The sequence below is a fragment of the Xanthomonas cassavae CFBP 4642 genome (assembly GCF_000454545.1).
Classification (GTDB): Bacteria; Pseudomonadota; Gammaproteobacteria; order Xanthomonadales; family Xanthomonadaceae; genus Xanthomonas; species Xanthomonas cassavae.
This window is the reverse complement of the sequence record NZ_CM002139.1, coordinates 481,074-504,525: the sequence shown is the minus strand read 5'-3', so window position 1 is coordinate 504,525 and position 23,452 is coordinate 481,074. Positions and strand designations below refer to the sequence as shown.

Annotated in this window: 22 protein-coding genes and 1 pseudogene; 9 read left to right on the top strand and 14 right to left on the bottom strand. The window is 66.4% G+C overall.

The window, feature by feature from the left end; genetic code table 11:
* Positions 1-38 precede the first annotated feature (38 nt).
* Genes XCSCFBP4642_RS26245 through XCSCFBP4642_RS30350 form a run of 3 tightly spaced genes read left to right on the top strand, consistent with a single transcriptional unit; the run spans position 39 to position 1,613 of the window.
* On the top strand, positions 39-332 hold the full coding sequence (locus XCSCFBP4642_RS26245; RefSeq protein WP_228325845.1) for a hypothetical protein: 294 nt from the start codon (positions 39-41) through the stop codon (positions 330-332).
* A complete protein-coding gene (locus tag XCSCFBP4642_RS30355; protein ID WP_228325846.1) occupies positions 329-1,090 on the top strand; it encodes a HipA N-terminal domain-containing protein in 762 nt (253 codons plus the stop codon). Before XCSCFBP4642_RS26245 ends, XCSCFBP4642_RS30355 begins: the two co-directional genes overlap by 4 nt.
* Positions 1,091-1,127: 37 nt before the next feature.
* Positions 1,128-1,613, top strand: a complete 486-nt coding sequence (locus XCSCFBP4642_RS30350; RefSeq protein ID WP_228325847.1) for a HipA domain-containing protein — start codon at positions 1,128-1,130, stop codon at positions 1,611-1,613.
* Between the two features lie 51 nt (positions 1,614-1,664).
* On the opposite strand, the gene XCSCFBP4642_RS0102115 is transcribed toward XCSCFBP4642_RS30350, so the two are convergent.
* Genes XCSCFBP4642_RS0102115 through egtB form a run of 3 tightly spaced genes read right to left on the bottom strand, consistent with a single transcriptional unit; the run spans position 1,665 to position 4,216 of the window.
* A complete protein-coding gene (locus XCSCFBP4642_RS0102115; protein ID WP_053329622.1) occupies positions 1,665-1,898 on the bottom strand; it encodes a DUF3253 domain-containing protein in 234 nt (77 codons plus the stop codon).
* Between the two features lie 51 nt (positions 1,899-1,949).
* A complete protein-coding gene (gene egtD / locus XCSCFBP4642_RS0102110; RefSeq protein ID WP_029218330.1) occupies positions 1,950-2,936 on the bottom strand; it encodes an L-histidine N(alpha)-methyltransferase in 987 nt (328 codons plus the stop codon).
* On the bottom strand, positions 2,933-4,216 hold the full coding sequence (gene egtB, locus XCSCFBP4642_RS0102105; RefSeq protein ID WP_029218329.1) for an ergothioneine biosynthesis protein EgtB: 1,284 nt from the start codon (positions 4,214-4,216) through the stop codon (positions 2,933-2,935). The genes egtD and egtB overlap by 4 nt, the downstream gene beginning before the upstream one ends.
* 71 nt (positions 4,217-4,287) lie before the next feature.
* On the opposite strand from egtB, the gene XCSCFBP4642_RS0102100 reads away from it, so the two are divergent.
* Positions 4,288-5,472 carry an aminotransferase class V-fold PLP-dependent enzyme gene (locus XCSCFBP4642_RS0102100; RefSeq protein ID WP_029218328.1) on the top strand — a complete coding sequence of 395 codons (1,185 nt, stop codon included), beginning with the start codon at positions 4,288-4,290 and terminating at the stop codon, positions 5,470-5,472.
* Positions 5,473-6,002: 530 nt separating this feature from the next.
* Here the strand turns inward: XCSCFBP4642_RS0102100 and XCSCFBP4642_RS0102095 are convergent.
* From XCSCFBP4642_RS0102095 to XCSCFBP4642_RS0102080, 4 genes are read right to left on the bottom strand one after another with little or no spacing between them, the layout of a single operon-like run.
* Positions 6,003-7,475 carry an ABC transporter permease/substrate-binding protein gene (locus tag XCSCFBP4642_RS0102095; protein WP_029218327.1) on the bottom strand — a complete coding sequence of 491 codons (1,473 nt, stop codon included), beginning with the start codon at positions 7,473-7,475 and terminating at the stop codon, positions 6,003-6,005.
* On the bottom strand, positions 7,472-8,209 hold the full coding sequence (locus XCSCFBP4642_RS0102090; protein WP_029218326.1) for an ATP-binding cassette domain-containing protein: 738 nt from the start codon (positions 8,207-8,209) through the stop codon (positions 7,472-7,474). The genes XCSCFBP4642_RS0102095 and XCSCFBP4642_RS0102090 overlap by 4 nt, the downstream gene beginning before the upstream one ends.
* Positions 8,210-8,257: 48 nt before the next feature.
* Complete coding sequence (locus XCSCFBP4642_RS0102085) at positions 8,258-8,584, bottom strand: EF-hand domain-containing protein (protein WP_033898839.1); 327 nt, start codon at positions 8,582-8,584, stop codon at positions 8,258-8,260.
* A gap of 58 nt (positions 8,585-8,642) precedes the next feature.
* Positions 8,643-9,848 carry a DesA family fatty acid desaturase gene (locus XCSCFBP4642_RS0102080; protein ID WP_029218324.1) on the bottom strand — a complete coding sequence of 402 codons (1,206 nt, stop codon included), beginning with the start codon at positions 9,846-9,848 and terminating at the stop codon, positions 8,643-8,645.
* A gap of 144 nt (positions 9,849-9,992) precedes the next feature.
* Between XCSCFBP4642_RS0102080 and XCSCFBP4642_RS0102075 the strand changes: the two genes are divergently transcribed.
* Entirely contained in the window at positions 9,993-10,832 is an 840-nt protein-coding gene (locus XCSCFBP4642_RS0102075) for an ABC transporter ATP-binding protein (protein WP_029218323.1), read from the top strand.
* Between the two features lie 71 nt (positions 10,833-10,903).
* Here XCSCFBP4642_RS0102075 and XCSCFBP4642_RS28085 read toward each other — a convergent pair.
* Positions 10,904-10,999, bottom strand: a pseudogene (locus XCSCFBP4642_RS28085) (DMP19 family protein); the annotation flags it as partial.
* A gap of 123 nt (positions 11,000-11,122) precedes the next feature.
* Between XCSCFBP4642_RS28085 and XCSCFBP4642_RS0102065 the strand changes: the two are divergent.
* Together XCSCFBP4642_RS0102065 and XCSCFBP4642_RS0102060 are read left to right on the top strand one after the other, a co-directional pair.
* The gene (locus XCSCFBP4642_RS0102065) at positions 11,123-12,136 is read left to right on the top strand and encodes a TIGR00266 family protein (RefSeq protein ID WP_029218322.1); all 1,014 of its coding nucleotides are present in this window, start codon (positions 11,123-11,125) and stop codon (positions 12,134-12,136) included.
* Between the two features lie 427 nt (positions 12,137-12,563).
* A complete protein-coding gene (locus XCSCFBP4642_RS0102060) occupies positions 12,564-13,601 on the top strand; it encodes a patatin-like phospholipase family protein (RefSeq protein WP_029218321.1) in 1,038 nt (345 codons plus the stop codon).
* Between the two features lie 454 nt (positions 13,602-14,055).
* Here the strand turns inward: XCSCFBP4642_RS0102060 and XCSCFBP4642_RS0102055 are convergent, their stop codons facing one another.
* Together XCSCFBP4642_RS0102055 and XCSCFBP4642_RS0102050 are read right to left on the bottom strand one after the other, a co-directional pair.
* Positions 14,056-16,242: a TonB-dependent siderophore receptor gene (locus XCSCFBP4642_RS0102055; protein ID WP_029218320.1), complete on the bottom strand. Its 2,187-nt coding sequence runs from the start codon at positions 16,240-16,242 to the stop codon at positions 14,056-14,058.
* Positions 16,243-16,488: 246 nt separating this feature from the next.
* Positions 16,489-16,971: an Lrp/AsnC family transcriptional regulator gene (locus XCSCFBP4642_RS0102050; RefSeq protein WP_029218319.1), complete on the bottom strand. Its 483-nt coding sequence runs from the start codon at positions 16,969-16,971 to the stop codon at positions 16,489-16,491.
* Between the two features lie 129 nt (positions 16,972-17,100).
* Between XCSCFBP4642_RS0102050 and phhA the strand changes: the two genes are divergently transcribed.
* A complete protein-coding gene (gene phhA, locus XCSCFBP4642_RS0102045; RefSeq protein ID WP_029218318.1) occupies positions 17,101-17,991 on the top strand; it encodes a phenylalanine 4-monooxygenase in 891 nt (296 codons plus the stop codon).
* A gap of 68 nt (positions 17,992-18,059) precedes the next feature.
* On the top strand, positions 18,060-18,704 hold the full coding sequence (locus tag XCSCFBP4642_RS0102040; protein WP_029218317.1) for a DMP19 family protein: 645 nt from the start codon (positions 18,060-18,062) through the stop codon (positions 18,702-18,704).
* Positions 18,705-18,988: 284 nt separating this feature from the next.
* Here XCSCFBP4642_RS0102040 and XCSCFBP4642_RS0102035 read toward each other — a convergent pair whose 3' ends face one another.
* The 4 genes from XCSCFBP4642_RS0102035 to kduI all read right to left on the bottom strand — a co-directional run bounded on the left by XCSCFBP4642_RS0102035 (position 18,989) and on the right by kduI (position 23,059).
* Positions 18,989-20,107, bottom strand: coding sequence for a GDSL-type esterase/lipase family protein (locus tag XCSCFBP4642_RS0102035; protein WP_029218316.1), 1,119 nt, complete (start codon positions 20,105-20,107; stop codon positions 18,989-18,991).
* A gap of 221 nt (positions 20,108-20,328) precedes the next feature.
* Positions 20,329-20,991, bottom strand: a complete 663-nt coding sequence (locus XCSCFBP4642_RS0102030; protein ID WP_029218315.1) for an RpiB/LacA/LacB family sugar-phosphate isomerase — start codon at positions 20,989-20,991, stop codon at positions 20,329-20,331.
* Between the two features lie 275 nt (positions 20,992-21,266).
* Positions 21,267-22,022 carry a 2-dehydro-3-deoxy-D-gluconate 5-dehydrogenase KduD gene (gene kduD / locus XCSCFBP4642_RS0102025; RefSeq protein ID WP_029218314.1) on the bottom strand — a complete coding sequence of 252 codons (756 nt, stop codon included), beginning with the start codon at positions 22,020-22,022 and terminating at the stop codon, positions 21,267-21,269.
* A gap of 182 nt (positions 22,023-22,204) precedes the next feature.
* A complete protein-coding gene (kduI, locus tag XCSCFBP4642_RS0102020; RefSeq protein WP_029218313.1) occupies positions 22,205-23,059 on the bottom strand; it encodes a 5-dehydro-4-deoxy-D-glucuronate isomerase in 855 nt (284 codons plus the stop codon).
* Between the last annotated feature and the right edge of the window lie 393 nt (positions 23,060-23,452).

Below are 23,452 nucleotides of genomic sequence, written 5' to 3'. Positions count from 1 at the left end.
GCAAAAAACCGGGGGGTTGAGCGCCCTCAGCGCGGCGGATGTGGCGTGTTTCGTTTTCCGGCTGCGTTGATCAGACCATCCTTAACAACAACATCTTCAAGAATCAATCCTTGCCGCTCGATGGACTGAAAAACCCTGGATTAAATAAATACCCCTCGATTATCGGTGCACGCGTTAAAAAAGATCCAGCCAATGAAAACTTGCATAAGCAGTTATCAGCAGCTAATCACTTGAAGGTTGGCGAGACGGTAGCTGATAGTTTGAAGATTGGCGAGGCAACGAAACTGTCCAATGTCATATCGACACCTTCTGAAAAGAAGCGCGATCCGTGAGGCTGGTCGCACTGATCGAAAACCAGGTGATCGGCCATCTGGCGCCCGATAAGCGTGGGCATCCACGATTCACCTGCGCGCCGGACTGGCAGCAGTCGAAAAATGCGATACCGCTGTCGTTGAACCTTCCCCTCAGCAAGGAACATCACCCGACCGAGGCGATCAGTGCAGTGCTGTGGGGCCTGCTGCCAGACAACGAAGCCATCTTGCAACGCTGGGCATCCAGGTTCCAGGTTTCGCCGCGCAATCCGCTGGCCCTGTTGTCGCATGTCGGCGAGGATTGTGCTGGTGCGGTGCAGTTCGTCACCGAAGCTAGGCTCGAGGATGTCCTGTCCGGCGCCAGCGATGGCATCGAACCGCTCACCGATGGCAAGCTGGAAGCACGCTTGCGCAGGCTGCGCCAGGACATCGGTGCGGCGCGCCAAGTCGATGACGTTGGACAGTTCAGCCTGGCCGGCGCGCAGGCCAAGATCGCATTGCTGCACGACGGCCTGCAATGGGCCATCCCGGCCGGACGCATCCCGGCTACGCATATCCTCAAACCATCGAGCGGCGAATACGACGGGTTCGTCGAGAACGAGCTGTTCTGTCTACGCTTGGCGCACAGCATCGGCCTGCCGACCGCAGCCGCCCAGGCGCCCAGGCGCTGCGCGTCGGCGCTGAAACCGCCATTTGCGTCGAACGTTACGACCGCATCCTTATCGACGGAGTGCTGCTGCGCATCCACCAGGAAGATACCTGTCAGGCGCTGGGGGTGATCCACACATCAAGTATCAGAACCAGGGCGGTCCTGGGGTGGAGGCGATCTCACAACTCGTATGGACGCACTCGTCGCACCCGCGGCAAGACGTCGAAACCTTGTTCCAGGCCCTGGTCTTCAATTACCTGATCGGCGGCACCGATGCGCATGCGAAGAACTATTCACTGCTGCTCGGCGAAGGCAGGCAGGTTCGCCTGGCGCCGCTATACGACCTTTCCAGTGCTCTGCCGTATCCCCAGCTGCAGCGACGTCGGATCAAGCTGGCAATGAAGATGGGCAGCCATGATTGCTGGCGGGACATCCGTCCAAGCGACTGGATACAGGTCGCCAGCACATTGCGCCTGGATGCATCTGAGTGCCTTGCATGGATGCGCCGGGCCGTTAGCGACATGCCCGATCGAGCGCACGAACTCCTTGTCTCGCTTGCGCGAGAAGACCTCGCGCACCCGATCCTGGATGCTCTGGTGGAGGAAATCGCCAACGCTTGCAGCCGTATGCGCAAGCTGTTGCAGCAGGAGTAATCGGTTCAATACCGTTATACACGGCAGCCGGCGTATCCAATCGATGCGACGTCAATCGAAATGCGGCCCACGCATCAGGCGAATCGGCCCGCGTGCGGTGGCAAGGTCCACCGTTCGGCCCTGTTGGGTGATGCGCACCAGGCCCTTGCCTGCTGCATCGGCGGCAACCGCGCGCACCTGCGGCATCAAGGCACGCCACACCGCCACGTCATCGCTCAGTGCGCGCGCAACCTCCGAAGGACAGATGGAATGCTGCGGCAGCCGCTGTGCCAGCAGCTGCCGCATGACCGCGACAATCTGCGCATCGGCCGGCCGCTGCGCGCTGACCACCCGCGCTTACAGCGGACGCAGCAGACGCAGGCCGAACCAGTCCTTGGCATCGTTCCAGCCATGGGTGACCTTGAGCCCGGCCGCAGCGGCCAGTTCGGCAAAGCGCGCATCGGTGTATTTGTAGCTGTATTCGACCTGCATCGCTTCGCCTTCGGCGAAGACAATGTCCTGCCCACCCACCTGGACGCGCTGGTCGCGCTGGCTGATCAGGAAGGTCTCGATGCGACCGCGTTCGCGCGCATACGCCGCATGGTGACGGAAACCGTCGAGATCGAAATCGCTGCCGATCTCGCGGTTGAGCCGCGCCAGCAGGTTCAAGGTGAACTCGGCGGTGACGCCGGCGGCATCGTTGTAGGCCGCCTCGATCAGGCTGGCGTCCTTGTCCAGATCGATGCCGATCAGCGCGCAGCCGTCGCTGCCCATGGTCTGGCGCATCGCATCCATCAGCGCGATGGCCGCGGTGTCGGTGAAATTGCCCAGCGTCGAGCCGGGGAAGAACACCAGATGGCGACGCGCCGGACGCTGTGCATCCGGTAGCCGCAGCGGCTTGGTGAAGTCGGTGCAGACCGGCAGCATCTGGATCTGCGGAAACTGCCGGGCCAGCCGTGCGGTGCTTTCCAGCAGCGCAGTGCGCGAGATTTCCAGCGGCGTATAGGCCACCACATCACGCAGGCCCTGCAGCAGCAGCTCGGTCTTGCGGCCACTGCCGCTGCCGTATTCCACCATGTGCACACCGGCACCGATGGCCTGGGCAATCGAACCCATGCTGGCTTCCAGCAACCCCAGTTCGGTGCCGGTGAGGTAGTACTCCGGCTGCCGGGTGATGGCTTCGAACAACTGGGAGCCGCGCGCGTCGTAGAAATACTTGGAGGGCAAGGTCTTGGGCGTCTGCGACAGACCGGCCAGCGCGTCGGCGGTGATGTCGTCCGGCTGTGGACGCAGATCGGTCAGCGCAGCATGGGCGCGTTGCATGGCATGGGCGGCAGCGTTCACGGCAGATCCTTGGCAAGGCGCACACCGGCAAACTGCCAGCGCGCATCGGAGGGGAAAAAGTTGCGATAACTGGCGCGCATGTGGCTGGCCGGCGTGGCGCAACTGCCGCCACGCAGCACCCATTGCGCGTTCATGAATTTGCCGTTGTATTCGCCCAGCGACCCTGGCCACGGCACGAAGCCCGGATACGGCAGGTACGCGCTGCCGGTCCACTCCCAGACATCGCCGAACAACTGCTGCACGCCGGTATCCACGGCCTGCGCGCCGCGCGGATGCAAGGCGTCGCTGTCGACGAAGTTGCCCTGCACCGGCACGCCGGTGGCGGCCAGTTCCCATTCGGCTTCGGTCGGCAGGCGCGCGCCGGCCCAACGCGCGAAGGCGTCGGCCTCGAACAGGCTCAGATGGCAGACCGGCGCATGCGGATCGCGCGCGCGCCATCCGTCCAGGGTGAACTCGCGCCCCTGCGCATCCCAGTACAGCGGATGCTGCCAGCCCTGCGCCTGCACCATCGACCAACCGTCGCTGAGCCAGGCACCGGCATTGCGGTAGCCGCCGTCGTCGATGAACTGCTGGAATTCGGCATTGCTGACCACGCGGCTGGCCAGCGCATGCGCACCGACCAGTACCCGGTGACGTGGCGACTCGTTGTCATAGGCGAAGCGCTCGCTGTTCGGCCATGCGGGCGCGCCGATCTGTGCAATCTGCTCGTCGCGCGCATGCCAGCGCACCGCACTGCCAACGGCCAGCGGCGCTGCAGGCGTCTGGCGATAGGCAGGCTGCAACGGGTTACTCCACAGCGCATGCTTGATATCGGTCAGCAGCAGCTCCTGATGTTGCTGCTCGTGCTGGATGCCCAGCTGCACGATGGTGCTGGCCTGCGCATCCAGCAGGCCCTCGCGCAGGCGTTGCTGCATGTGCGTATCCACCGCCGCGCGGTAGTCGTGCACCTGTTGCAGCGACGGTCGCGACAACACACCGCGGCGCGCGCGCGCGTGCATCGGGCCAACGCTCTGGTAGTAGCTGTTGAACAGGAAGTCCCAGGCCGGATCGAACACGCGGTAGGCTGGATCGGTCTGCAGCACGAACCGTTCGAAGAACCAGGTGGTATGCGCCAGATGCCATTTGCTGGGGCTGGCATCGGGCATGCTCTGCACCATGGCGTCTTCGGCGCTCAGGGGTGCGGCGAGGCGATCGCTGAGCGCGCGAGTCTGCGCGTAGCGTTCCAACAGGCTGAGCTGCTGGTGCTGGTGGTCGACCAGCAAGGATGAGAGTGCAGACATCGCCGTATGCTTGGGCAGCGCCCGTGAACGCGCCGTGTCGGCGCGATCGCAGGCAGCGGTAAGCTATGAACATGTCATCGTTCTTGTTGTCCAGCCCGCTCCCTGCCTCTCTGGAGTGGACACACCGCCAGCAGGCATTCGCGCTGCCCGGCGAAGTCGTTTATCTGGACGCCGCTTCGCGCGGACCATTGCTGCGTGCGGTGCAACAGGTGGCGCACCAGGCCGTGGATGCGCTGGCCGCGCCCTGGCAATTATCTTTCGATGCGTGGCTGCAGCAGATCGAACACCTGCGCGCACTTGCGGCTGGCCTGTTCGACCACGACGCCGACGCGGTGGCCTTGCTGCCATCGGCCGCACACGGCCTGGCCACCGCCGCGCGCAACCTGCCGCTGCACCGCGGCGATGCCGTGCTGGTCCTGGAGGGGCAATTTCCGTCCAACCTGCTGATCTGGCAGCGCCGCTGCGCGGAGGTGGGTGGACAGGTCGTGGCGGTCCCCACCAGCCCCGGCGCGGTGTTGACCGATGCCGTGTTGCAGGCGATCGCCCAGACCCCGGCGCTGCGTATCGCCAGCCTGCCGCAGGCGTACTGGCTGGATGGGCGGCAACTGGATCTGGACCGCATCAGCGCCGCGCTGCAGGCACGCGGAGTGGCGCTGGTGCTGGACCTGAGCCAGAGCCTGGGCGTGTTGCCCACCGATCTGCCGCGCTGGAAGCCGGAGTTCGTGGTCAGTGTCGGCCACAAATGGCTGCTGGGGCCGATGGGCCTGGCCTGGCTGTGGGCGGCGCCGCACTGGCGCGCACACGGTGTGCCGATCGAGGAACACTGGATCGGCCGCGATGCCGCCAGCAGCTGGGAATTTCCCATTGCGCACGCGCCGCAGTATCGCGACGGTGCGCGTCGGTTCGATGCCGGCGGCGTGGCCGACCCGCTGCGCATTGCGATGGCGACGGCCGCGCTGCAGCAGGTCAGCGCATGGCAGCCGGTGCGCATCGCACAGGCGCTGGGCAGCCTGACCAAGCGGTGGGACGCCGCCTTGTACGCGCGTGGCCTGGGCGACTGGTGCACGCCTGGACATGCACCGCATCTCACCGCGCTGCAGCCGCCCGCCGCTGCGCTGGACGCGGTGGCAACGACGCTCGGCGCGCTCGGCGTGATCTGCACGCGCCGGCACGGGCGCTTGAGGATGGCGCCGCATTTGAATGTCACCGACCACGCGCTGGACCGCGTGATCGCAGCGCTTCCGGTTGAACGCTGAGGTATGCGCCGCGTTCCCGGTCACCACTCTGCCCCAGCGCGTAGGAGCGGACCTGGCCGCGACCGGGCATAACCGAAGGCTTCGCGCTGAGCGAGGGGGACAAGCGCCAGGGCCCCTCATCCGCCCTTCGGGCACCTTCTCCCGCAGGCGGGAGAAGGAAATGACTGACGCTGGTGGGAGAATGTCACCGACCACGCGCTGGACCGCGTGATCGCAGCGCTTCCGGTTGAACGCTGAGGTACGCGCCGCGTTCCCGGTCACCACTCTGCCCCAGCGCGTAGGAGCGGACGTGGCCGCGACCGGGCATAACCGAAGGCTTCGCGCTGAGCGAAGGGGACAAGCGCCAGGGCCCCTCATCCGCCCTTCGGGCACCTTCTCCCGCAGGCGGGAGAAGGAAATGACTGACGCTGGTGGGAGAAGGAAGTGACTGACGCTGGTGGGAGAAGGACGCGACCGGTGCTGGCGGTGGCGGGGCGGATGCAGCTGCGATAAGGCTCGACGACGGCGAGCCCACGCCAGCAGGCTGCGTCTCAGCGCTGCTGGCCGATTCGCAAACCGCGCGGCGTCGCCCAGCGCTCCAGGCCCTCGAACACCGCCTGTACCAACAATGCGAGCAGCGCGGCAGGCACCGCTCCTTCGAGGATCAGGCCGATATCGTCCAGGCGGATACCGGTGAGGATGGGCTGGCCGTAACCGCCCGCACCGATCAACGCGCCCAGGGTCGCGGTGCCCACGTCGATCACGGCGGCGGTCTGGATGCCGGCCACGATCGTGCGACGTGCCAGCGGCAGTTCGATGCGCCACAGCCGCGTCCATGCCGGCAGGCCGATCGCTTCGGCGGTCTGGCGCAGCTGGCGTGGGATCGAGGTCAGCCCGGCATGCGTGTTGCGCACGATCGGCAGCAGGCTATACAGAAACAGCGCCGCAATCGCCGGCTTGGCGCCGATGCCGAACAGCGGAATCATGAAGACGAACACCGCCAGTGAGGGCAAGGTCTGCAGGACGCCGGTCAGCGACAGCACCACCTGGCCCAGCCGTGGCCGTCGTGCCGCCAGCACGCCCAATGGCAGGGCGATCAGCAATGCCATTCCCAACGAGCTGCCGACCAGTGCCAGATGCTCGCCGGTATAACGCCATAACCGGCTGATGCGCGACTCCGTGTCCGAGACAGGCTTCACGCCCAGCCATTGCGCGGCCACCGTAGATTCGCTCTTGCGCTGCAGCTTCACCTGCGCATTGAGTTGCTGCATCGCCGCTTCGTCGATGCGTCCCTGCAGGCCTTGCAAGGTCTGCAGCATCTTCGGCGCACGCTGTGCCAGATCCTTGCGGTACAGGAACACAGCCTGGTACTCGGGGAAGTAATGGCGGTCGTCGCGCAGCACCTGCAGTGTGTGATACGCAATCTCCGCATCGGTGCTGTACAGATCGGTGACCTCGATGGCGCCGCTTTGCAGCGCACGATAGGCCAGGTCGTGATCCAGACCAGTAGCGGCTTGCGGCAGGGCATAGGCGGCGCGCACGCCCGGCCAGCCGTCGGCGCGCTGCATGAATTCGTTGCTCAGCCCGATCTTCAAGCCCGGGTGGCGCGCCAGTTCCGACAACGTGGTGATGCCCAACGCCTGCGCGCGCGCGCGCGACATGCCGAACGCATAGGTGTTCTGAAAGCCGAGCGACTGCGTCATCGCCAGCCCGCGCGCGTCCAGTGCGGCGCGCAGCTCGGCGTGGCTGGCCTTGGGCAGCTGCAGCAGTTCCTGCGCCAGGGTGCCGGTGTATTCGGCGTAGGCATCGATCTGCCCGGTTTCCAGCGCGCGCCACAGAATGCGCGTGCCGCCGAGCTGGGCGCGATGCTGCACATCCACCCCATCCCGCTTGCCTGCGGCAGTGGCGATTTCGCCCAGGATCACTGCTTCGGTGAAGTTCTTCGAGCCCACGGTGACCTGCGCAGCGTGTGCGCCCAGGCTGCACAGCAACAGCAGCACCGCCACAACCGCACGCGCGCTCATGCAGCGTCGCCGATGCTGCGCTGGGCAGTAAGAAACCGCTGCACGAACGGGTCGGCCGGGTGCTCACGCAGCGCGCGCGCACTGCCCTGCTGCACCACGCGGCCGGCGCGCATCAGCACCAGCGTGTCGGCCAGATATGCCGCCTCGGCGACATCATGGGTGACCAGCACCACGGTCTTGCCGAGCTGGGCAAACAGCACGCGCAGCTGTTCCTGCAGGTCGTAGCGCACGATGGGGTCGAGCGCACCCAGCGGTTCGTCCAGCAACAGCGCCGGTGGGTCGAGCATCAGCGCGCGGATCAGGCCAACGCGCTGGCGTTGCCCGCCCGACAGCTCGGCCGGATAGCGCGCCAGCAACTCCGGCGGCAGCTGGCACAGCGCGCACAGCGTCTGCAGGCGCGCATCGATGCGCGTGCGCGTCCAGCCCAGCGTCTGCGCCAGCAACACCACATTGCTGTGCGCATCCAGATGCGGAAACAGGCCGCCTTCCTGGATCACGTAGCCGATGCGCTGACGCTGCGCCTGTAGCTGCTCGCGTCGCAGTGGCGTGCCATTGACGGCGACCGTGCCGCTGTCGGGCCATTCCAGACCCACCAGCAGGCGCAACACGGTGGACTTGCCGGCGCCGCTGGGCCCGATCACCGCAGTGGTGACGCCGCTGGCGAACGCCAGGCTGACGTTGTCGAGCGCGAGGGACTGGCCGTAGCGCCGGCTGACCTGATCGAGTGTGAACATGCGCTCGAGCTTGCCGAAGGCGACGTCGGCCGAGCGCGAAGGCGTGCATCAGCGCGGCGGCGCCAGCAACTCGCGTGCGCTCAGGTAGCCGTCGCCGTTGGCATCCTGGCGCGCGAAGCGTTCGATCAAGGTGGCGCGATACGCGGCGCGGGTGATCGGCTTGCCGCGCCGGCCGGGCAACTCCTCGCCCTGCAGCACGCCGTCGTGATCGGTATCGCGCTGATCGAAGGCGTAGCTCATCCAGGCCAGATATTCGTCGCGGCCGACCCGACCATCGCCATCGGTGTCCATGCGCTTGAGATACTCCTGGCTGTCCTGCACCTGGGCGTGCGCACCGCCTGCAGCGGCGCATCCCAGGCAGAGCGCCAGCAGCAGGCGTCCGCTCGATCGGCTCGGCGCGCTGACCCACTTGGCCGCCAGCGCGCCGCTGCGCTTACGCACCACTCAGCGCATACCCCTTGAGCCGTGCCGCGTAGGCCTGCAGGGCGGCATTGCCGCTGGCTTCGGCTTCATGGCACCACTGCTGCAATTGCTTGAGCCGCTCGGCGGCATCATGACTGCGCGCTTCCAGCACCGCGGTCAGACGCGCGCGATACTCCACCAACGTACGCATGCGCGGGCGTTGCGCCACCCAGGCCTGCAACTGCGCGCGTGCATCCGGTTTCAGCCAGCGGCCATCGTCGACCAGGCCCTTGCGCAGACGGCGCGGCAACAATTCGCGCAACTTGGCGCCTGTGGCGGCGGCTTCTTCGCGCAGTGCCGGCTTGAGCACGTTGCGCTGGTAGTCGGTCATGGCCTGGAAGCGATGCGACAGCAAGGCCTTGAGCGTGTCCGCATCGGGCACGGCGATGTTGGGGCGGATATCCAGCGTCGGCGCCACCCGCAGCACCTTGGCAAGACCCAGCGCCTGCAGGCCGACAATGGCGATCCAGCCGATATCCAGCTCCCAGCGCCGCATCGAGAAACGCGCCGAACTGGGGAAGGCATGGTGGTTGTTGTGCAGTTCTTCGCCACCGATCCACAGCGCCCACGGCGTGAGGTTGGTGGAGGTGTCGGCCGATTCGAAATTGCGATAGCCCCACCAGTGGCCCAGCCCGTTGACCACGCCGGCGGCCCAGAACGGAATCCATGCCATCTGGATCGCCCACAGCGCAATGCCGGGCAACCCGAACAGCAGCGTGTTGATCACGCCCAGCGCGATCGGGCCGGCATTGGCATGCGGCGTATACAGATGCCGTTCGATCCAGTCCGATGGCGCGCCCCTGCCGTATTGGGCGATGTCGGCACGCTCGGCACGCGCCTGCCGATACAACTCCACGCCGCGCCAGAACACCTGGCCGATGCCCTTGGTCTGCGGGCTGTGCGGGTCTTCGTCGGTTTCGACCTTGGCGTGGTGCTTGCGATGGATCGCCACCCATTCGCGGGTGATCATCGAGGTGGTGAGCCAGGTCCAGAACCGGAAGAAGTGCGCCAGCACCGGGTGGAAATCCACACCGCGGTGCGCCTGGCTGCGATGCAGGTACAAGGTCACCGCAAAGATGGTGAGCTGGGTGAACGCCAGCAGCACGGCAAGCATGCCCCAGACACCCAGGCCAGCCACGCCGGACGTCATGAAGTCGATGATCGGGTCGGGCAGCATCGGCAAGTCCACAGCGGCGGCATCTCGTTGGTTGGTGCAGACATGATGGGGGCGATCGCGGCAAACTTCACCCTTCGCTTGCGTAGGGTGTGCCCTACATTCCTAAAGCGGTTCACACGTTTCCCCCACGACCCGACGTTGCGTATGACTGTTGCCGTTTCTTCTTCTTCTGCTGCCGATGCAAACGCTACCGGGTTGATCGAACTCGACCAGGCAAGTGTGATGCGCGGCCAGGTTCGCGTGCTGCACAGCTTGTCCTTGCGCATCGCGCTGGGGCAGCACACCGCCATCCTCGGGCCCAATGGCTGCGGCAAGTCGTCCTTCATCAAGCTCATCACCCGCGAGCTGTATCCGCTGGCGCGCGGCGATGGCCAGGCGTCGGTGAAGGTGCTTGGGCAGACGCGCTGGCAGGTGGACCGGTTGCGCTCGCAGCTGGGCATCGTCACCGGCGATCTGAGCGTCAACCTGTCCGACATGCCGGGGCTGGATGTGGAAAGCGCGGTGCTGTCCGGCTTCTTTGCCAGCTACGTGGTGCCGCCGCACCGCGAGATCAGCGACGACATGCGTGCCCGAGCGCGCGAAGCGCTGACCCTGGCGCGCGCCTTGCCGCTGCTGGACCGCCCGTTCGCCGCGTTGTCGGCCGGCGAAACACGCCGCGTGCTGATCGCCCGTGCGTTGGTCAACCGCCCGCAGGCGCTGTTGCTGGACGAGCCCTCCACCGGCCTGGATCTGGTCGCGCGCCAGCACCTGCTCGACACCCTGCGCCACCTTGCCCAGCAAGGCATCACGCTGGTGCTGGTGACCCACCACATCGAAGAGATCGTGCCGGAGATTGCGCGGGTGATCCTGCTGCGCGCCGGCAAGGTGGTGGCCGATGGCAGCCGCGATGCGGTGCTGACCGATGCCAGCCTGTCGGCGGTCTTCGATGGCCCGGTGCGGGTCCAGCGCGATGGCGAGCGTTACTGGGCCACAGTGGGCGCGTAGCACGGCCGCCGCCGGCTGCACCCGCTTCGGCGCGCCGCACCATGTGCAGCCCGCTACGGACCAGCGATGGCGATGGGCGCATGGATGCGCATGCCGTCGGCCAAGGTGAACAGCAGGCGGGTGTCGTCCAGTTGCAAGCGCCGGATCCGCAGATGCGTCAGGTCCAGTCGCGACGGCGATGTGGGGAACCCCGCCTGACGACCGCTGCGGGAGCTCATGACCTTGGACACGCGACGCAGCGGACGCGGCTAAGGCTAGACTCCACACACACACAGACAGGAGTCGTCCCGATGGCCCAGTGGTATTTCCATGTTCCCGGACAGGCCGACCGCATCGGTCCGCTCGACGATGCCAGTGCGCGCGCGCACGCCCAGCGCCAACCCGATGCCCTGGCCTGGCGCGACGGGCTCGATGGCTGGACCCCTGCCCGGCAACTGGCCGAGCTGCAGAGCGGCGGCAGCGCCCCGCCGCCGCTGACCGGCGCGGCCGGCAGTGCCGACGAGATCGATTACCGCATCGTCGGCAATGACATGCAGTTCGTCGAAGTGGAGCTGGACCCTGGCGAAAGCGCGATCGCCGAGGCCGGCGCCCTGATGTACAAGGATTCGGCCGTGCAGATGGACACCGTGTTCGGCGACGGCTCGCATGCCGGCCAGAGCGGCGGCGGCGGCGGCCTGATGGGCAAACTGCTCTCTGCCGGCAAGCGCGTGGTCACCGGCGAGAGCCTGTTCACCACCGTATTCACCCACGCCGGTAGCGGCAAGGCCAAGGTGGCGTTTGCCGCGCCCTACCCGGGCACGGTGCTGGCGCTGCGCCTGTCCGAACACGGCGGGCGGTTGATCTGCCAGAAGGACAGCTTTCTGGCCGGTGCCCGCGGAGTGTCGCTGGGCATCGCGTTCCAGAAGAAGATCCTCACCGGCCTGTTCGGTGGCGAGGGCTTCATCATGCAGAAGCTCGAAGGCGACGGCTGGGTGTTCGTGCACGCCGGCGGCACCGTGATGGAGCGCGAGCTGGGCCCGGGCGAACGTATCGATGTCGATACCGGCTGCGTGGTTGCTTACCACGCCGGCGTGGACATGGACGTGCGCCGCGTGGCCGGCCTGAAGAGCATGTTCTTCGGTGGCGAAGGCGTGTTCCTGGCCACCCTCACCGGCCCCGGCAAGGTCTGGCTGCAATCGCTGCCATTTTCGCGCATGGCCGGCCGCATGCTGCAGGCTGCCCCGCAGGGCGGCGGCCAGCAACGCGGTGAGGGCTCGGTGCTGGGCGGTCTGGGGCGGCTGCTGGATGGCGACAACCGGTTCTGATTGGGTGACGCGCCAGCTGAGTGCGCCGGTGATTTGTGCAGTCGCACGTTGGTCCAAGGACGCGTGGTGCGGGCCGAGCGGTTGCGCACTACCACGGTGCCGTCCTGTCTAAGCCCCTCTCCCCACCGGAGAGGGGTTGGGGTGAGGGTACGGGGGCGAGGCCCTCGTGTCGTTCCAACTGCACGTGGCTTCGCGCGTACCCTCATCCGCCCGTCGGGCACCTTCTCCTCCATCAAGGATGGACAATGTCCCGGCGGGAGAAGGGCGAAGTACCGGGCGATTGGTGCCATGACGGCAGTCCGAGCGCAGCCAGCGGCTGTTCTTGCGGAATCGACGCGTCTTTCCCTCTGTAAGGGAGGCTCACGAGCGCAGCGATCGTCTCGGCGCGCGTGTATTCTCCCTCGCCTTTCCCATCGACGTTTTCGCCATGACCGCGCTCCGCCGCCCCCGCTCGCTTGCCCTGTTGTCCGTGCTCGGTCTGCTCTCGGCCTGCGGTGGACAGCCGCGCCCGGCACCACCTGCGCCGGTAGTGCCGGCGCCTTCGGCCACTGCACCCAAGCCGGTGAAGATCGGCATCGCGCTTGGCGGCGGCGCGGCCAAGGGCTTTGCGCATATCGGCGTGATCAAGATGCTGGAGGCCAACGGGTTTGCGCCGGTGGTGGTGTCGGGCACCAGTGCCGGCAGCGTGGTCGGCGCGTTGTATGCCAGTGGCATGGACGCCTTCCAGATGCAGGAAAAAGCCGTTGCGCTGGACCAGACCAGCATCCGCGATGTGCGGCTGTTGTCCGGCGGCCTGGTGCAGGGGCAAAAGCTGCAGGACTACGTCAATGCGCAACTCGGCGGCAAGCCGATCGAGAAATTGCGCAAGCCGTTCGCGGCCGTGTCCACGCGCCTGGAAGACGGTGAACGGATCGTGTTCGTGCGTGGCAATGCCGGTCAGGCAGTGCGTGCGTCCAGCAGCATTCCCGGCGTGTTCGAGCCGGTGACCATCGGCAACTATCACTTCGTCGACGGCGGCGTGGTCAGCCCGGTGCCGGTGGATGCCGCGCGCCAGCTGGGCGCCGAGTTCGTGGTGGCGGTGGACATTTCCAGCAAGGCCAGCGGAAAAAATCCGGGCGATCTGCTGGGAACGGTGAATCAATCGATCTCGATCATGGGCCAGCGCCTGGGCGAAGCCGAACTCACGCGCGCCGACGTGGTGATTCGCCCCAAGGTCAGCGATATCGGCTCGGCCGATTTCAACCAGCGCGGCACCGCGATCCTGGAAGGCGAGCGCGCAGCGATGGCGGCGATGCCGCAGATCCGCGCCAAGATCGCGCAGTTGCAGGCCGCACGCAGCAGCGCGGTGCGCAATGCGGCCGAGCAGGCGGCCGCCGCAAAACAACAGGCCTACCAGCGTTGCCTGGAACAGCGCACGCGCTGGGACAAGCTGCGCGGCAAGGACGAGGACTGCGTGGCGCCGTGAAGCGGCTGCAGGTCCGATGAGGGGGCTGGCGACCGCACCGCGCCACGGCGCAGCGGCCGTCTGGGTGATCGGTACGGCTTCGCGGCCAGGGCCGCTCCTACATCACGGGCGCATTTTTTCTGCGGGCACCTGCAAGCGCCGCTCCGTGCAGGAGCGGCCCCGGCCGCGCAGCTCCACCGATGTCTCCGCAAGCCCTCAATACCGCCCCAGCCATGCGGCATCACGCGTAACGCTTCGCGTCTGTCCAATCGAAGACAACGCCGTCGCAGCGGATACCGCTGGATGACCGATGCGGTGCCAGAGGCGCCGCCGTCTGGGTGATCGGTACGGCTTCGCGGCCAGGGCCGCTCCTACACCACGGGCGCATTTTTGTGCGGGCACCTGCAACCGCCGCAAACCGCTCCGTGCAGGAGCGGCCCCGGCCGCGCAGCTCTACCGATGTCTCCGCAAGCCCTCAGTACCTCCAGCGCAGCGACACGCTGACGAAGCGCGGTTCGCCGTAGTTCTGGTAGTCCAGGTTCGCCCAATAGGTCTTGTCGAACGCATTGCGCACCGCCAGCGTGGCGGTCCATTGGTCGCTGAAGCGGTAGTTGGCGTTGAAGTGCACCAGTGCGTACGGGTTCTGCACCACCGTGACCGGGGTGGTGGCGCCGCTGCCATCGCCGGTGGGGCGTTCGATATTGACGCCGCGCACCGCGCTCTGCCAGCTGACGCCGCCGCCGATGCTCAGGCGGTCCCATGCGCCCGGCAGGCGCCACTGGGTGGAGAGCTGCAGATAGTCTTCGGGCAGGTTGGCGTAGATCGCATCGGTGGGCGCGCGGGTGACCTTGACGTGGGTGTAGCCGGCGTTGACGGTCCAACCGGACAGCACTTCGCCGTTGAAGTCCACCTCCCAGCCGCGGCTCTTGGTGCCGTCCACGCCGATATAGGCCGAGCTACCGTCCGGCAGCGAGGCTTCCGGCTGGGTCATGTCGCGCAGTGCGTAATTGTCCTGCCTGGCCTCGAACACCGCCGCAGTGGCCATCGCGCGACCACCGAGCAACTGCGCCTTGATGCCGGCCTCCAGGTTGGAGCCTTCCACCGGCGCAAGCAGGTTGTTGTCCTTGTCGCGGTAATTCTGCGGGTTGAAGATTTCGGTGTAGCTGGCATACGCCGACACGTCCGGCACGATGTCGTAGACCAGGCCCACATACGGCGTGACTTCATCGCTCACTTCGTAGCGGCCGCTGGTGCTGGTGTAGGCACCGGCCGCATTGACGGCCTGGGTGCGGGTCTCCCACGAACTCAGGCGCGCGCCAGCGATCAACGACAGCGGATCGGCCAGGCGAAACCGCGTGGAGGCATACACGCCGCGCTGGGTGGTCCGCGCTTCGTTGCGCCGGCCGGTGCGTGCGTAGGTCACTTCGGAAATGTCGCCGTCCCAGTTGCGGATGTTCGGGATGAAATAGCAACGTTCGCTGCCGCAGGTGGCCCAGTCGGCGGGATAGGTCTGTGCGGTGGGATAGGCGGTGGACTGCAGGTCCTGCCAACTGCCGCCGATGACCACGTCGTGCTGGCGGCCGAACAGCGAGAAGCCGCCGGACAGATACACGTCCACGCCGTCGCGGGCGTCTTCGGTTTCGCCGGCCGCGGTGCGCAGGAATACGCCGCTGCCATCGGCAGCCGGGTAACCGGTGCCGTAGACGCGCATGTTCTGCACCTGGCCCTTGGTGTGCGCGTAGTTGACGCGCAACAACCAGTCCTCGCCGAAGCGTTGTTCGAGGTTGGCGAACGCGGTGCTGGTCTCGCGCTGCCAGCGCGTCCAGGCCGGTGCCATGTTGGTGGAACGCGCCAGGTTGGCAAATGTGCCGTCGGCGGCGAAGAACGGCACCGTGCCCCAGGTCGACCCGACCGGGGTGTTGTCCTGGCGCTGGTAGCCGACGGTGAGCGTGGTGCTGTCGGTCAGGTCGCCTTCCAGTACCGCCATGCCGGACATCTTGCTGTCGTGATAGCGGTCGTAATAGTAATCGCGGTCCTGCCAGGCGGCCACCACGCGGCTGCGAAAGCGCCCGTCGCTGGTCAGCGGCGCATTGACATCGGCCTGCATGCGGCGGAAATCCCAGGTGCCCGCACTCACTGCGAACGAGGCATCGAACTCCTTGCCGGGGCGCTTGCGCAGCAGGTTCACCGTGGCCGAGGGAATGCCCGCACCGGTGAGCAGGCCGTTGGCGCCGCGGATCACTTCGATGCGGTCGTAGAAGACCGTGTCGTATTCCTGGTTGGTGGCGCCGCTGTAGGTGGGCAGGCCGTCGATCTGGAAGTCGGTGATCTGGAACCCGCGCGCGAAATACAGCGGGCGCTGGGTGTCGTAGAACGAGACGTTGACGCCAGTGACGTTGCGCATCACATCGTCGATGCTGAACAGCGATTGCTCTTCCAGCCGCTGCAGGCCGATCACGCTCACCGACTGCGGGGTTTCCTGCAGGGTCAGCGGCAGCCGCGTGGTGGTGGCCGGCTGCGCACGGCTCACTGTCCCGTTGACGTTGACCTGGTCCAGGGTGGTGGCTTCGGCCAGGTCGGCGGCGTGGACGGCGGGCGCCAGGGTCAGCGCGCACAGCAGTGCGACAGACAGCGGGGTCGGTGCAGGGGTAATTGCAGGCATCGGTTTCTCGTCGAACGCGCGCGCACGCCAGGCGTGGGCGACACAAGGGGTCGGGTCGGCGTCGTGCTCAGGCGATGGACTGGCTGGCCTGGCGAGGCTGGCGGATCGACGAGAAGGACGTGGCCGGAGCGGCCAGACGTTACGCAAATGTAAATCGTTATCGTTTGCGAGGCAAGTTTTGCGTGGCTCGGCGGCGGCGGGTGGCTGCCACTTCCGCGCTTGGAAGGGCCTTATTGACGGCTGCCCTCACGCCAGATGCGACAGCGGCAGGCCCTCAGGCGCCTTGACCGTGCGCAGCACGAAGCTGGAATTGACGTCGGACACGCCGGTGGCGTTGAGCAGGCGGTCGAGCAGGAAGCGCGAGAAGTGCTCCAGGTCGCGCACCTGCACCTGCAACAGGTAATCCATGTCGCCGGTCAGTGCCCAGCACGCCACCACCTCATCCCAGCCACGGACGCCATCGGCGAACAACTCGATGTCGGCCTGGCCATGCTGTTCCAGCTGTACCCGCACGAAGGCCTGCAGCCCCAGTCCCAGCGCACGCGCGTCCAGCCGCGCGCCATAGCCGGCGATGATGCCGGCCGCCTCCAGCCGTTGGGTGCGGCGCAGACAGGCCGAGGCGGAAAGATTCACCTGCACGGCGAGTTCGGCGTTGCTGCTGCGCCCCTGCGTCTGCAACAGGGCGAGCAACCGCAGATCGGTGCGGTCCAGGGCGACGGGCTGATCCATATGTTGCGCAGCAGCAGAAGAAGAGGCACGAATCTTGCGCGCCAGCCGCCTGGTTGCGCAAGATTCGCAATCCTGTTGCGCCGCGATCCGGCTAAGGTGAACGCCTGCCGCCACGGACCTCCTGCCCGCATGAATACCGGCTCGCGCCGTGTCGAAAACCAGCTCACCGACAAGGGCTATGTGCCGGTCTATACCACCGCCGTGATCGACCAGCCATGGGAGGGCTACAGCACCGACGACCACGCCACCTGGGGCACCTTGTACCGGCGCCAGCGCGAGTTGCTGGTCGGCCGCGCCTGCGATGAATTCCTGCAGGCACAGGACGCCATGGGCATGGACGATACGCAGATCCCCCGCTTCGACGCACTCAACGCGGTGCTGCAGGCGGCCACCGGCTGGACCCTGGTGGGCGTGGAAGGCCTGCTGCCGGAGCTGGACTTCTTCGATCATCTGGCCAACCAGCGTTTCCCGGTGACCTGGTGGATCCGCCGCCCGGACCAGATCGATTACATCGCCGAACCGGACCTGTTCCACGACCTGTTCGGGCATGTGCCGCTGCTGATGAACCCGGTGTTCGCCGACTTCATGCAGGCCTACGGCCGCGGCGGGGTCAAGGCGCACTGCATCGGCGCGGACGCGCTGCAGAACCTGACGCGCCTGTACTGGTACACGGTGGAGTTCGGCCTGATCGCCACACCGCAGGGGCTGCGCATCTTCGGTGCCGGCATCGTGTCGTCGAAGGGCGAATCGCTGCACTCGCTGGAATCGCCGGCGCCCAACCGGATCGGCTTCGACCTGCAACGCATCATGCGCACGCGCTACCGCATCGACAGCTTCCAGAAGACCTACTTCGTCATCGACAGCTTTGCGCAGTTGATGAGCGCCACCGCGCCGGATTTCACCCCGATCTATGCCGATCTTGCGCAGCAGGCGCAGGTGCCGGCCGGCGAGGTGCTGGACACCGATCGGGTCATCCAGCGTGGCAGCGGCCAGGGCTGGAGTACAGACGGCGACGTGTGAGGCTGCACCGACTCGACACCACTGCCGAGCCGGACTATGGTCAAACCTCCCCATACCGCCTTCGCTCAATGGACCTGACGCAGCTTCGCATCCGGCGCTTGGAGCTGGACGACACCCGCCTGCTGTTCACCCTGGCCAACGGCATGCGCATCGACGAGCCCATCCAGGCCCATCGCCTCCTGCAGCGGGCCGCGCCGCCCCAGCGTGCGCACTGGCAACTGACCGACGATAGCTTCGGCGTGAACTGGCCGGCGATCGCACCGCCCACGGCCGACGGCCTGCTCAACATGCCCGAGTTGCTGTGGCGCCGCCACGTCGCACGCGCGCAGGCCAGGCTTACCGCGCAGCGCGGACGCATGGATGCCCTGTCGCCGGGCGAACGCGAGCTGGTGGCATTGGCGCGGCTGGATGCAGACATGAGCGAGAGCGGCTATGCACGCTACTTCGACCGCTGGGACGCCGCCACCCGCAGCGATGCGCTACGCGGGCTGGCGGCCATGGGCGCGGCGCAGACGCGGCAGGCCATCGAGGGCCTGGGCGCAGTGTTCGAACGCCTGGAAGAAGACCCGGACCTGCTCAGCATCGAAGACATCCTCGACGCGATGAACGAGACCGACCGCCAGCGCGTGCAAGGCTGGGAAGAGGTGTATTACCGCCACCTTGGCGACCTGGCGCGGCTGGGATTGGCGCACTACGGGGTGGACAAGGCCTGAGCGGCGCAGGCGCTGCGGGCAACGCAGCGTGCCTGCGGATCATCCGAGACAGCTCGCGCAGCGCTGGCAGACAGCGCATAACGCTTCTGGTGCAAGCGCCGGGTGTGATAGCAGGCAGGCCTCCGTTCCGCTTGCGTGCCAACAGCCGGAAGGCACGTTCGATGGCGGCGATGGCGGCGGCGGATACGGCCGAAGGTGAGGCATCGGCGGTACGCAGCGCCCTGCACTCCCACCGGCACCGTGGTGCGCATCACGCATCCTGCGCGACGAGTACCGTGCAGGGTTCAGCCCGCTGGCTTGACCGTGTATGCCAGCAGCACGATCAGGTCCTCGTCGCCGGTCTGCTGCAGCGCATGCGTGCTTCCCGGCCGCGTGAGCAACGCATCGCCGGCAGCGACTGCGTATTGCTTGCCATCCAGCGCGTACAGGCCGCGGCCGCTGACGATGTAATAGATCTCGTCCTTGTAGTGCAGGTGCAGGCCGATGCCGGCGCCCTTGTGCAACACACGCTTGCGCAGGACGAACTTCAGCCCGGGGGCATCGGCGAAGAACGGATACGCCGTGGTGGGGCCGGCACCGCCATGCGGGCCGGATTGTGTGCGGGCGAGGTCGCGCTCGTGCACCACCAGCGAAGGGTGTGCCTGTGCGGCGCGCTGTGCGGCAGTATCGGGCGCGGCGCCGCAATCGGCATCGCGGCGCAACTGTGGCGTGAGAGCGGGTTGCAGCTGCACCCAGCCATGCACGACCAGGCACGCCACGGCGGTGGCGCCGGCGCGGCTGAAGTGGGTGCCGTCGGCTTTGCCTTGTTCGGGAACGATCAGGAAGTACGGTCTGGCCGCCTGTTCGCCGAGGGCGCGGATCCAGTCGCTGGAACTGGCGTTGAGATCGATCAGGCCAACCTGTTCCTGCGCGGCGAGTTGCTGCATGGCCAGGGTGTAGCGGCCGTGGGTGTCGAGCAGCGCGCCGAAGTCGTAGAGCAGACGGGCAGCGGGCGTGATCAGGATCGGCGTGGCGCCATTGTCGCGCGCGGCGGCGATATAACGGCGCAGGAACTGCTGATAGTCGCCCTGCGGGTCGGTGTAGCGGGTTGGATCTTCGTGTTTGGCGTCGTTGTGGCCGAACTGGATCAGCAGCACGTCGCCGGCACGGAGGTCCTTGGCGATGGCGTCCAGGCGCCCCTCGGCGATGAAACTACGGGTACTGCGGCCGCCCTTGGCGTGGTTGCGCACCTGCCATTGCGCCGGGTCGAACCACTCCTGCAGCATCTGGCCCCAGCCGGCTTGCGGCGCACGCTCGGCACCGTATTCGGCAGCGGTGGAATCGCCGGCAATGAAGATGCGGTGTGGATCGGCACGGGCGCTATTTGCGCAGAGCAACAGCAATGCGAACAACAGCAGGCGCATGGTGGGCTCCGGGAAAAATGCTAAGTCCGCGACACTGTTTCCTTCTCCCATCGGAAGAAGGTGCCCGAAGGGCGGATGAGGGTACGGCGGCACAGGAAATGTTGGACGGCCGTACTGCGTCTCAAGCCTTTCAAGCCTCCCCGTTCAGGCCAGCAGTCTTCCGCCGTACCCTCACCCCAACCCCTCTCGCGGCGGGAGAGGGGCCAAAACGCATTGGCTAATTATGCAGCTGCTGCAGTGGCTTCCGGCTTGCCCAGCACGCCGGCGACGAAGTTGCGGATCTCTGCGTCCTGGGCATTGTCGAAGAAGCACTGCTGGAAACGCTCGCCGCCCACGGCCTGCTTGATCAGCTCCGGGTCGATGGCGCGCAGGCCGTCCAGGTAGGACTTGGCGGTGGCCTGCTTGACCTGGGTCAGGATGCCCGCGTTGGCGGCCTGCGATTCGCGACGCTCGGCCGGGTAGCCCATGCCGCGCTCGCCGCTGAAGGCCTTTTCGAAGATGTAGCGCACGTTGATTTCCGCGCCCCAGCCGTAGCCCTTGGCGAACGCCAGCGACAGCGCGTTGCCGTTGTTGACCTGGGCGAACAGGTAGGCGTCGGTCGGCTCGATGCAATAGCCGCAGAACACGCCCGGATGCGCATTGAGCGACATCATCGCGCCCTGGCCGGTGCCGCAGCCGGCGACGACGAAGTCCACGGCCTTGGAGTTCAGCAGCAGGCTGGCGGCGATGCCCAGGTGGATGTAGGTCAGGCGGTGATCGTTGTCGCCGTCCATGCCGACGTTGAAGACGCTGTGGCCCTGCTCGCCGGCGACGTCGTTGAGCTGCTGCAGGATCACCGGGTTCTTGGCAGCCTGACTGAACTCATTCATGAGTGCGATTTTCATGGGAATGCTCCGATTGGGTTGGGGAAGAGTGGTGCGGAAAAAAATGGAGGCGATGGTGCTGCCACGAGGCATTTTCGGTTGCGCTGCCCGTCCGGGGCGTGGCGCTGGAGGTGACCAAGACGCTGCGCGCCGTTGAGTGCGGTTCCGGGCGGGGGCTGCCCCCATCCGCCCTGCGGACACCATCTCCCGCAGGCGGGAGAAGGACACGACATCGCGGCAACACCAGGGGCGGGGGCGCGCGTTGGACGCTGCGCGCCATCGCCGTGCGATCTGGATCAGCGCGCCAGCCAGCCACCGTCGACCGGAATGATGGCACCGTTGACGTAGTCCGAGGCGCTGCTGGCCAGGAACACGGCGGTGCCGCCGAGGTCGGCCGGCACGCCCCAGCGCGCGGCCGGAATGCGGTCCAGGATGGCCTTGTTGCGGTCTTCGTCGGCACGCAGCTGCGCGGTGTTGTCGGTGGCCATGTAGCCCGGTGCGATGGCGTTGGTGGTCACGCCCTTGCTGGCCCATTCGTTGGCCAGCAGGCGGGTGATGCCGGCGATGCCGGATTTGCTGGCGGTGTAGGACGGCACGCGGATACCGCCCTGGAACGATAGCATCGAGGCGATGTTGATGATCTTGCCGCGGCCCTGCGCGATGAAATGGCGGCCGGCCGCCTGCGCCATGAAGAAGGCCGACTTCAGGTTGACGTTGAGCACGTCGTCCCAATCCTGCTCGCTGAAATCGACCGCATCGGTGCGACGGATCAGGCCGGCATTGTTGACCAGGATATCCAGCCTGCCGAGACCGGCGATGGTCTCGTCGACGATGCGCTGCACCGGCTCGATGCTGATCAGGTTGGCTTCGATGGCCAGGAAGCGACGGCCCAGCGCCTTGACCTTTTCCTCGGTCTCGGTGGGTGCCTGGATGCCGGCGGCGGCGATGTCGGCGCCTGCCTGGGCCAGTGCCAATGCGATGCCCTGGCCCAGGCCGGTATTGGCACCGGTGACCAGTGCGACCTTGCCTTCGAGACTGAACGGATTGCTCATTACCTTATCGCTCCTGCTGGGTGTATCACGGTGTGAGGGGTGAGCCGCGCAGCGCGCGGCAGCATGCGTTGATGTCGTTTGGACTGCTGCGTCGCCAACGCCTCAGGTGGAGCGCGCCGACGGCGCCGGTGCCGGCCTGGATCGCAGGCGTCACCGAAGCGAACGATGGAAAGAAACCGGGTTTACTTGAGCTGGCAGATGTCCAGCACGTGCATGTCGGTGTAATCCAGATTTTCGCCGCCCATCGCCCAGATGAAGGCGTAGTTGCTGGTGCCGGCGCCCATGTGGATGGACCACGGCGGCGACACCACCGCTTCGTTGTTCTGGATCACGATGTGGCGCTGCGCCTCGGGCTCGCCCATGAAGTGATAGACGCGGTCGTTGGCGCCGAGATCGAAGTAGAAATACACCTCGCTGCGGCGGTCGTGCAGATGCGGCGGCATGGTGTTCCAGACGCTGCCGGGCTTGAGCACGGTCAGGCCGAGCAACAACTGCGACGACTGGCAGGTGGCCGGCACGATGTACTGGTAGATGGTGCGCGCGTTGCTGGTTTCCAGCGCGCCGCGCTCCAGTGCCACGGCATCCTTGATGGAAAGTTGTTTGGTCTCAAAGCGCGCGTGCGCCGGCGTGGAGGCGAGATAGAACCTGGCCGGGTTGGCGGGGTCTGCGGACGCGAAACTGACATCGGTGCTGCCCATCGCCACATACAGGCCGTCCTTCGGCCCCAGCGTGTAAGCGGTGCCGTCCACGGTCACGGTGCCGGTGCCTGCGCCGACATTGAGAATGCCCAGCTCGCGACGCTCCAGGAACGGATGCCCGGCGGCAGACGCCGGTTCGGTCTGCCTGGGCAATTCCAGCGTGGTGCCGACCGGTGCTGCGCCACCGAGCACGAAGCGCTCGTAGTGGGTGTATTTGAGCGTGACCGCATCGTCGACGAACAGGCCGTCGAGCAGGTAGAGCTCGCGCAGGTCGTCGTTGCTGGCGCCCTTGATGGCGTCGGGATGGGTGGCGTAATGCGTTTTGCAGTACAGGGACATGCGCCTCTCCAGTGACAAGCGGGTGGGGTCGTGAGCTTGCACCGGGCTAGTCTACCGGCCCTGGTTAACCGGTGTCATTGCGCAGTGCACGATAGTGACTCCGGTGGCTTTGATCCCTTCTCCCATCGGGAGAAGGTGGCGCATAGCGCCGGATGAGGGTACGAGGCTGCGCACGGCGTTGGGTGTGCGTCTTGATTGGTCGGGTAGAAGGCTCATGTGCGCCTCCTCCGTCAGCTCATGTCTGAGCTTTTTTAGATGGCTGTCTGCCGCCGTATCCTCACCCCAGCCCCTCTCCCGCAGGCGGGAGAGGGGCTTCACGGCAGCGACCGGCGGACTGCCTTCTCCCGCCTGCGGGGAAGGTGCCCGAAGGGCGGATGGGGGCAAGCTGTTGGC

What these genes read in the sequence shown, in the direction of transcription:
- XCSCFBP4642_RS26245 (WP_228325845.1), top strand. Translation starts at nt 39, where the DNA reads ATGTGGCGTGTTTCGTTTTCCGGCTGCGTTGATCAGACCATCCTTAAC.
- XCSCFBP4642_RS0102115 (WP_053329622.1), bottom strand. Translation starts at nt 1,898, where the DNA reads ATGCGGCAGCTGCTGGCACAGCGGCTGCCGCAGCATTCCATCTGTCCT.
- egtB (WP_029218329.1), bottom strand. Translation starts at nt 4,216, where the DNA reads ATGTCTGCACTCTCATCCTTGCTGGTCGACCACCAGCACCAGCAGCTC.
- XCSCFBP4642_RS0102100 (WP_029218328.1), top strand. Translation starts at nt 4,288, where the DNA reads ATGTCATCGTTCTTGTTGTCCAGCCCGCTCCCTGCCTCTCTGGAGTGG.
- XCSCFBP4642_RS0102095 (WP_029218327.1), bottom strand. Translation starts at nt 7,475, where the DNA reads ATGAGCGCGCGTGCGGTTGTGGCGGTGCTGCTGTTGCTGTGCAGCCTG.
- XCSCFBP4642_RS0102090 (WP_029218326.1), bottom strand. Translation starts at nt 8,209, where the DNA reads ATGTTCACACTCGATCAGGTCAGCCGGCGCTACGGCCAGTCCCTCGCG.
- XCSCFBP4642_RS0102080 (WP_029218324.1), bottom strand. Translation starts at nt 9,848, where the DNA reads ATGCTGCCCGACCCGATCATCGACTTCATGACGTCCGGCGTGGCTGGC.
- XCSCFBP4642_RS0102075 (WP_029218323.1), top strand. Translation starts at nt 9,993, where the DNA reads ATGACTGTTGCCGTTTCTTCTTCTTCTGCTGCCGATGCAAACGCTACC.
- XCSCFBP4642_RS0102065 (WP_029218322.1), top strand. Translation starts at nt 11,123, where the DNA reads ATGGCCCAGTGGTATTTCCATGTTCCCGGACAGGCCGACCGCATCGGT.
- XCSCFBP4642_RS0102060 (WP_029218321.1), top strand. Translation starts at nt 12,564, where the DNA reads ATGACCGCGCTCCGCCGCCCCCGCTCGCTTGCCCTGTTGTCCGTGCTC.
- XCSCFBP4642_RS0102055 (WP_029218320.1), bottom strand. Translation starts at nt 16,242, where the DNA reads ATGCCTGCAATTACCCCTGCACCGACCCCGCTGTCTGTCGCACTGCTG.
- XCSCFBP4642_RS0102050 (WP_029218319.1), bottom strand. Translation starts at nt 16,971, where the DNA reads ATGGATCAGCCCGTCGCCCTGGACCGCACCGATCTGCGGTTGCTCGCC.
- phhA (WP_029218318.1), top strand. Translation starts at nt 17,101, where the DNA reads ATGAATACCGGCTCGCGCCGTGTCGAAAACCAGCTCACCGACAAGGGC.
- XCSCFBP4642_RS0102040 (WP_029218317.1), top strand. Translation starts at nt 18,060, where the DNA reads ATGGACCTGACGCAGCTTCGCATCCGGCGCTTGGAGCTGGACGACACC.
- XCSCFBP4642_RS0102035 (WP_029218316.1), bottom strand. Translation starts at nt 20,107, where the DNA reads ATGCGCCTGCTGTTGTTCGCATTGCTGTTGCTCTGCGCAAATAGCGCC.
- XCSCFBP4642_RS0102030 (WP_029218315.1), bottom strand. Translation starts at nt 20,991, where the DNA reads ATGAAAATCGCACTCATGAATGAGTTCAGTCAGGCTGCCAAGAACCCG.
- kduD (WP_029218314.1), bottom strand. Translation starts at nt 22,022, where the DNA reads ATGAGCAATCCGTTCAGTCTCGAAGGCAAGGTCGCACTGGTCACCGGT.
- kduI (WP_029218313.1), bottom strand. Translation starts at nt 23,059, where the DNA reads ATGTCCCTGTACTGCAAAACGCATTACGCCACCCATCCCGACGCCATC.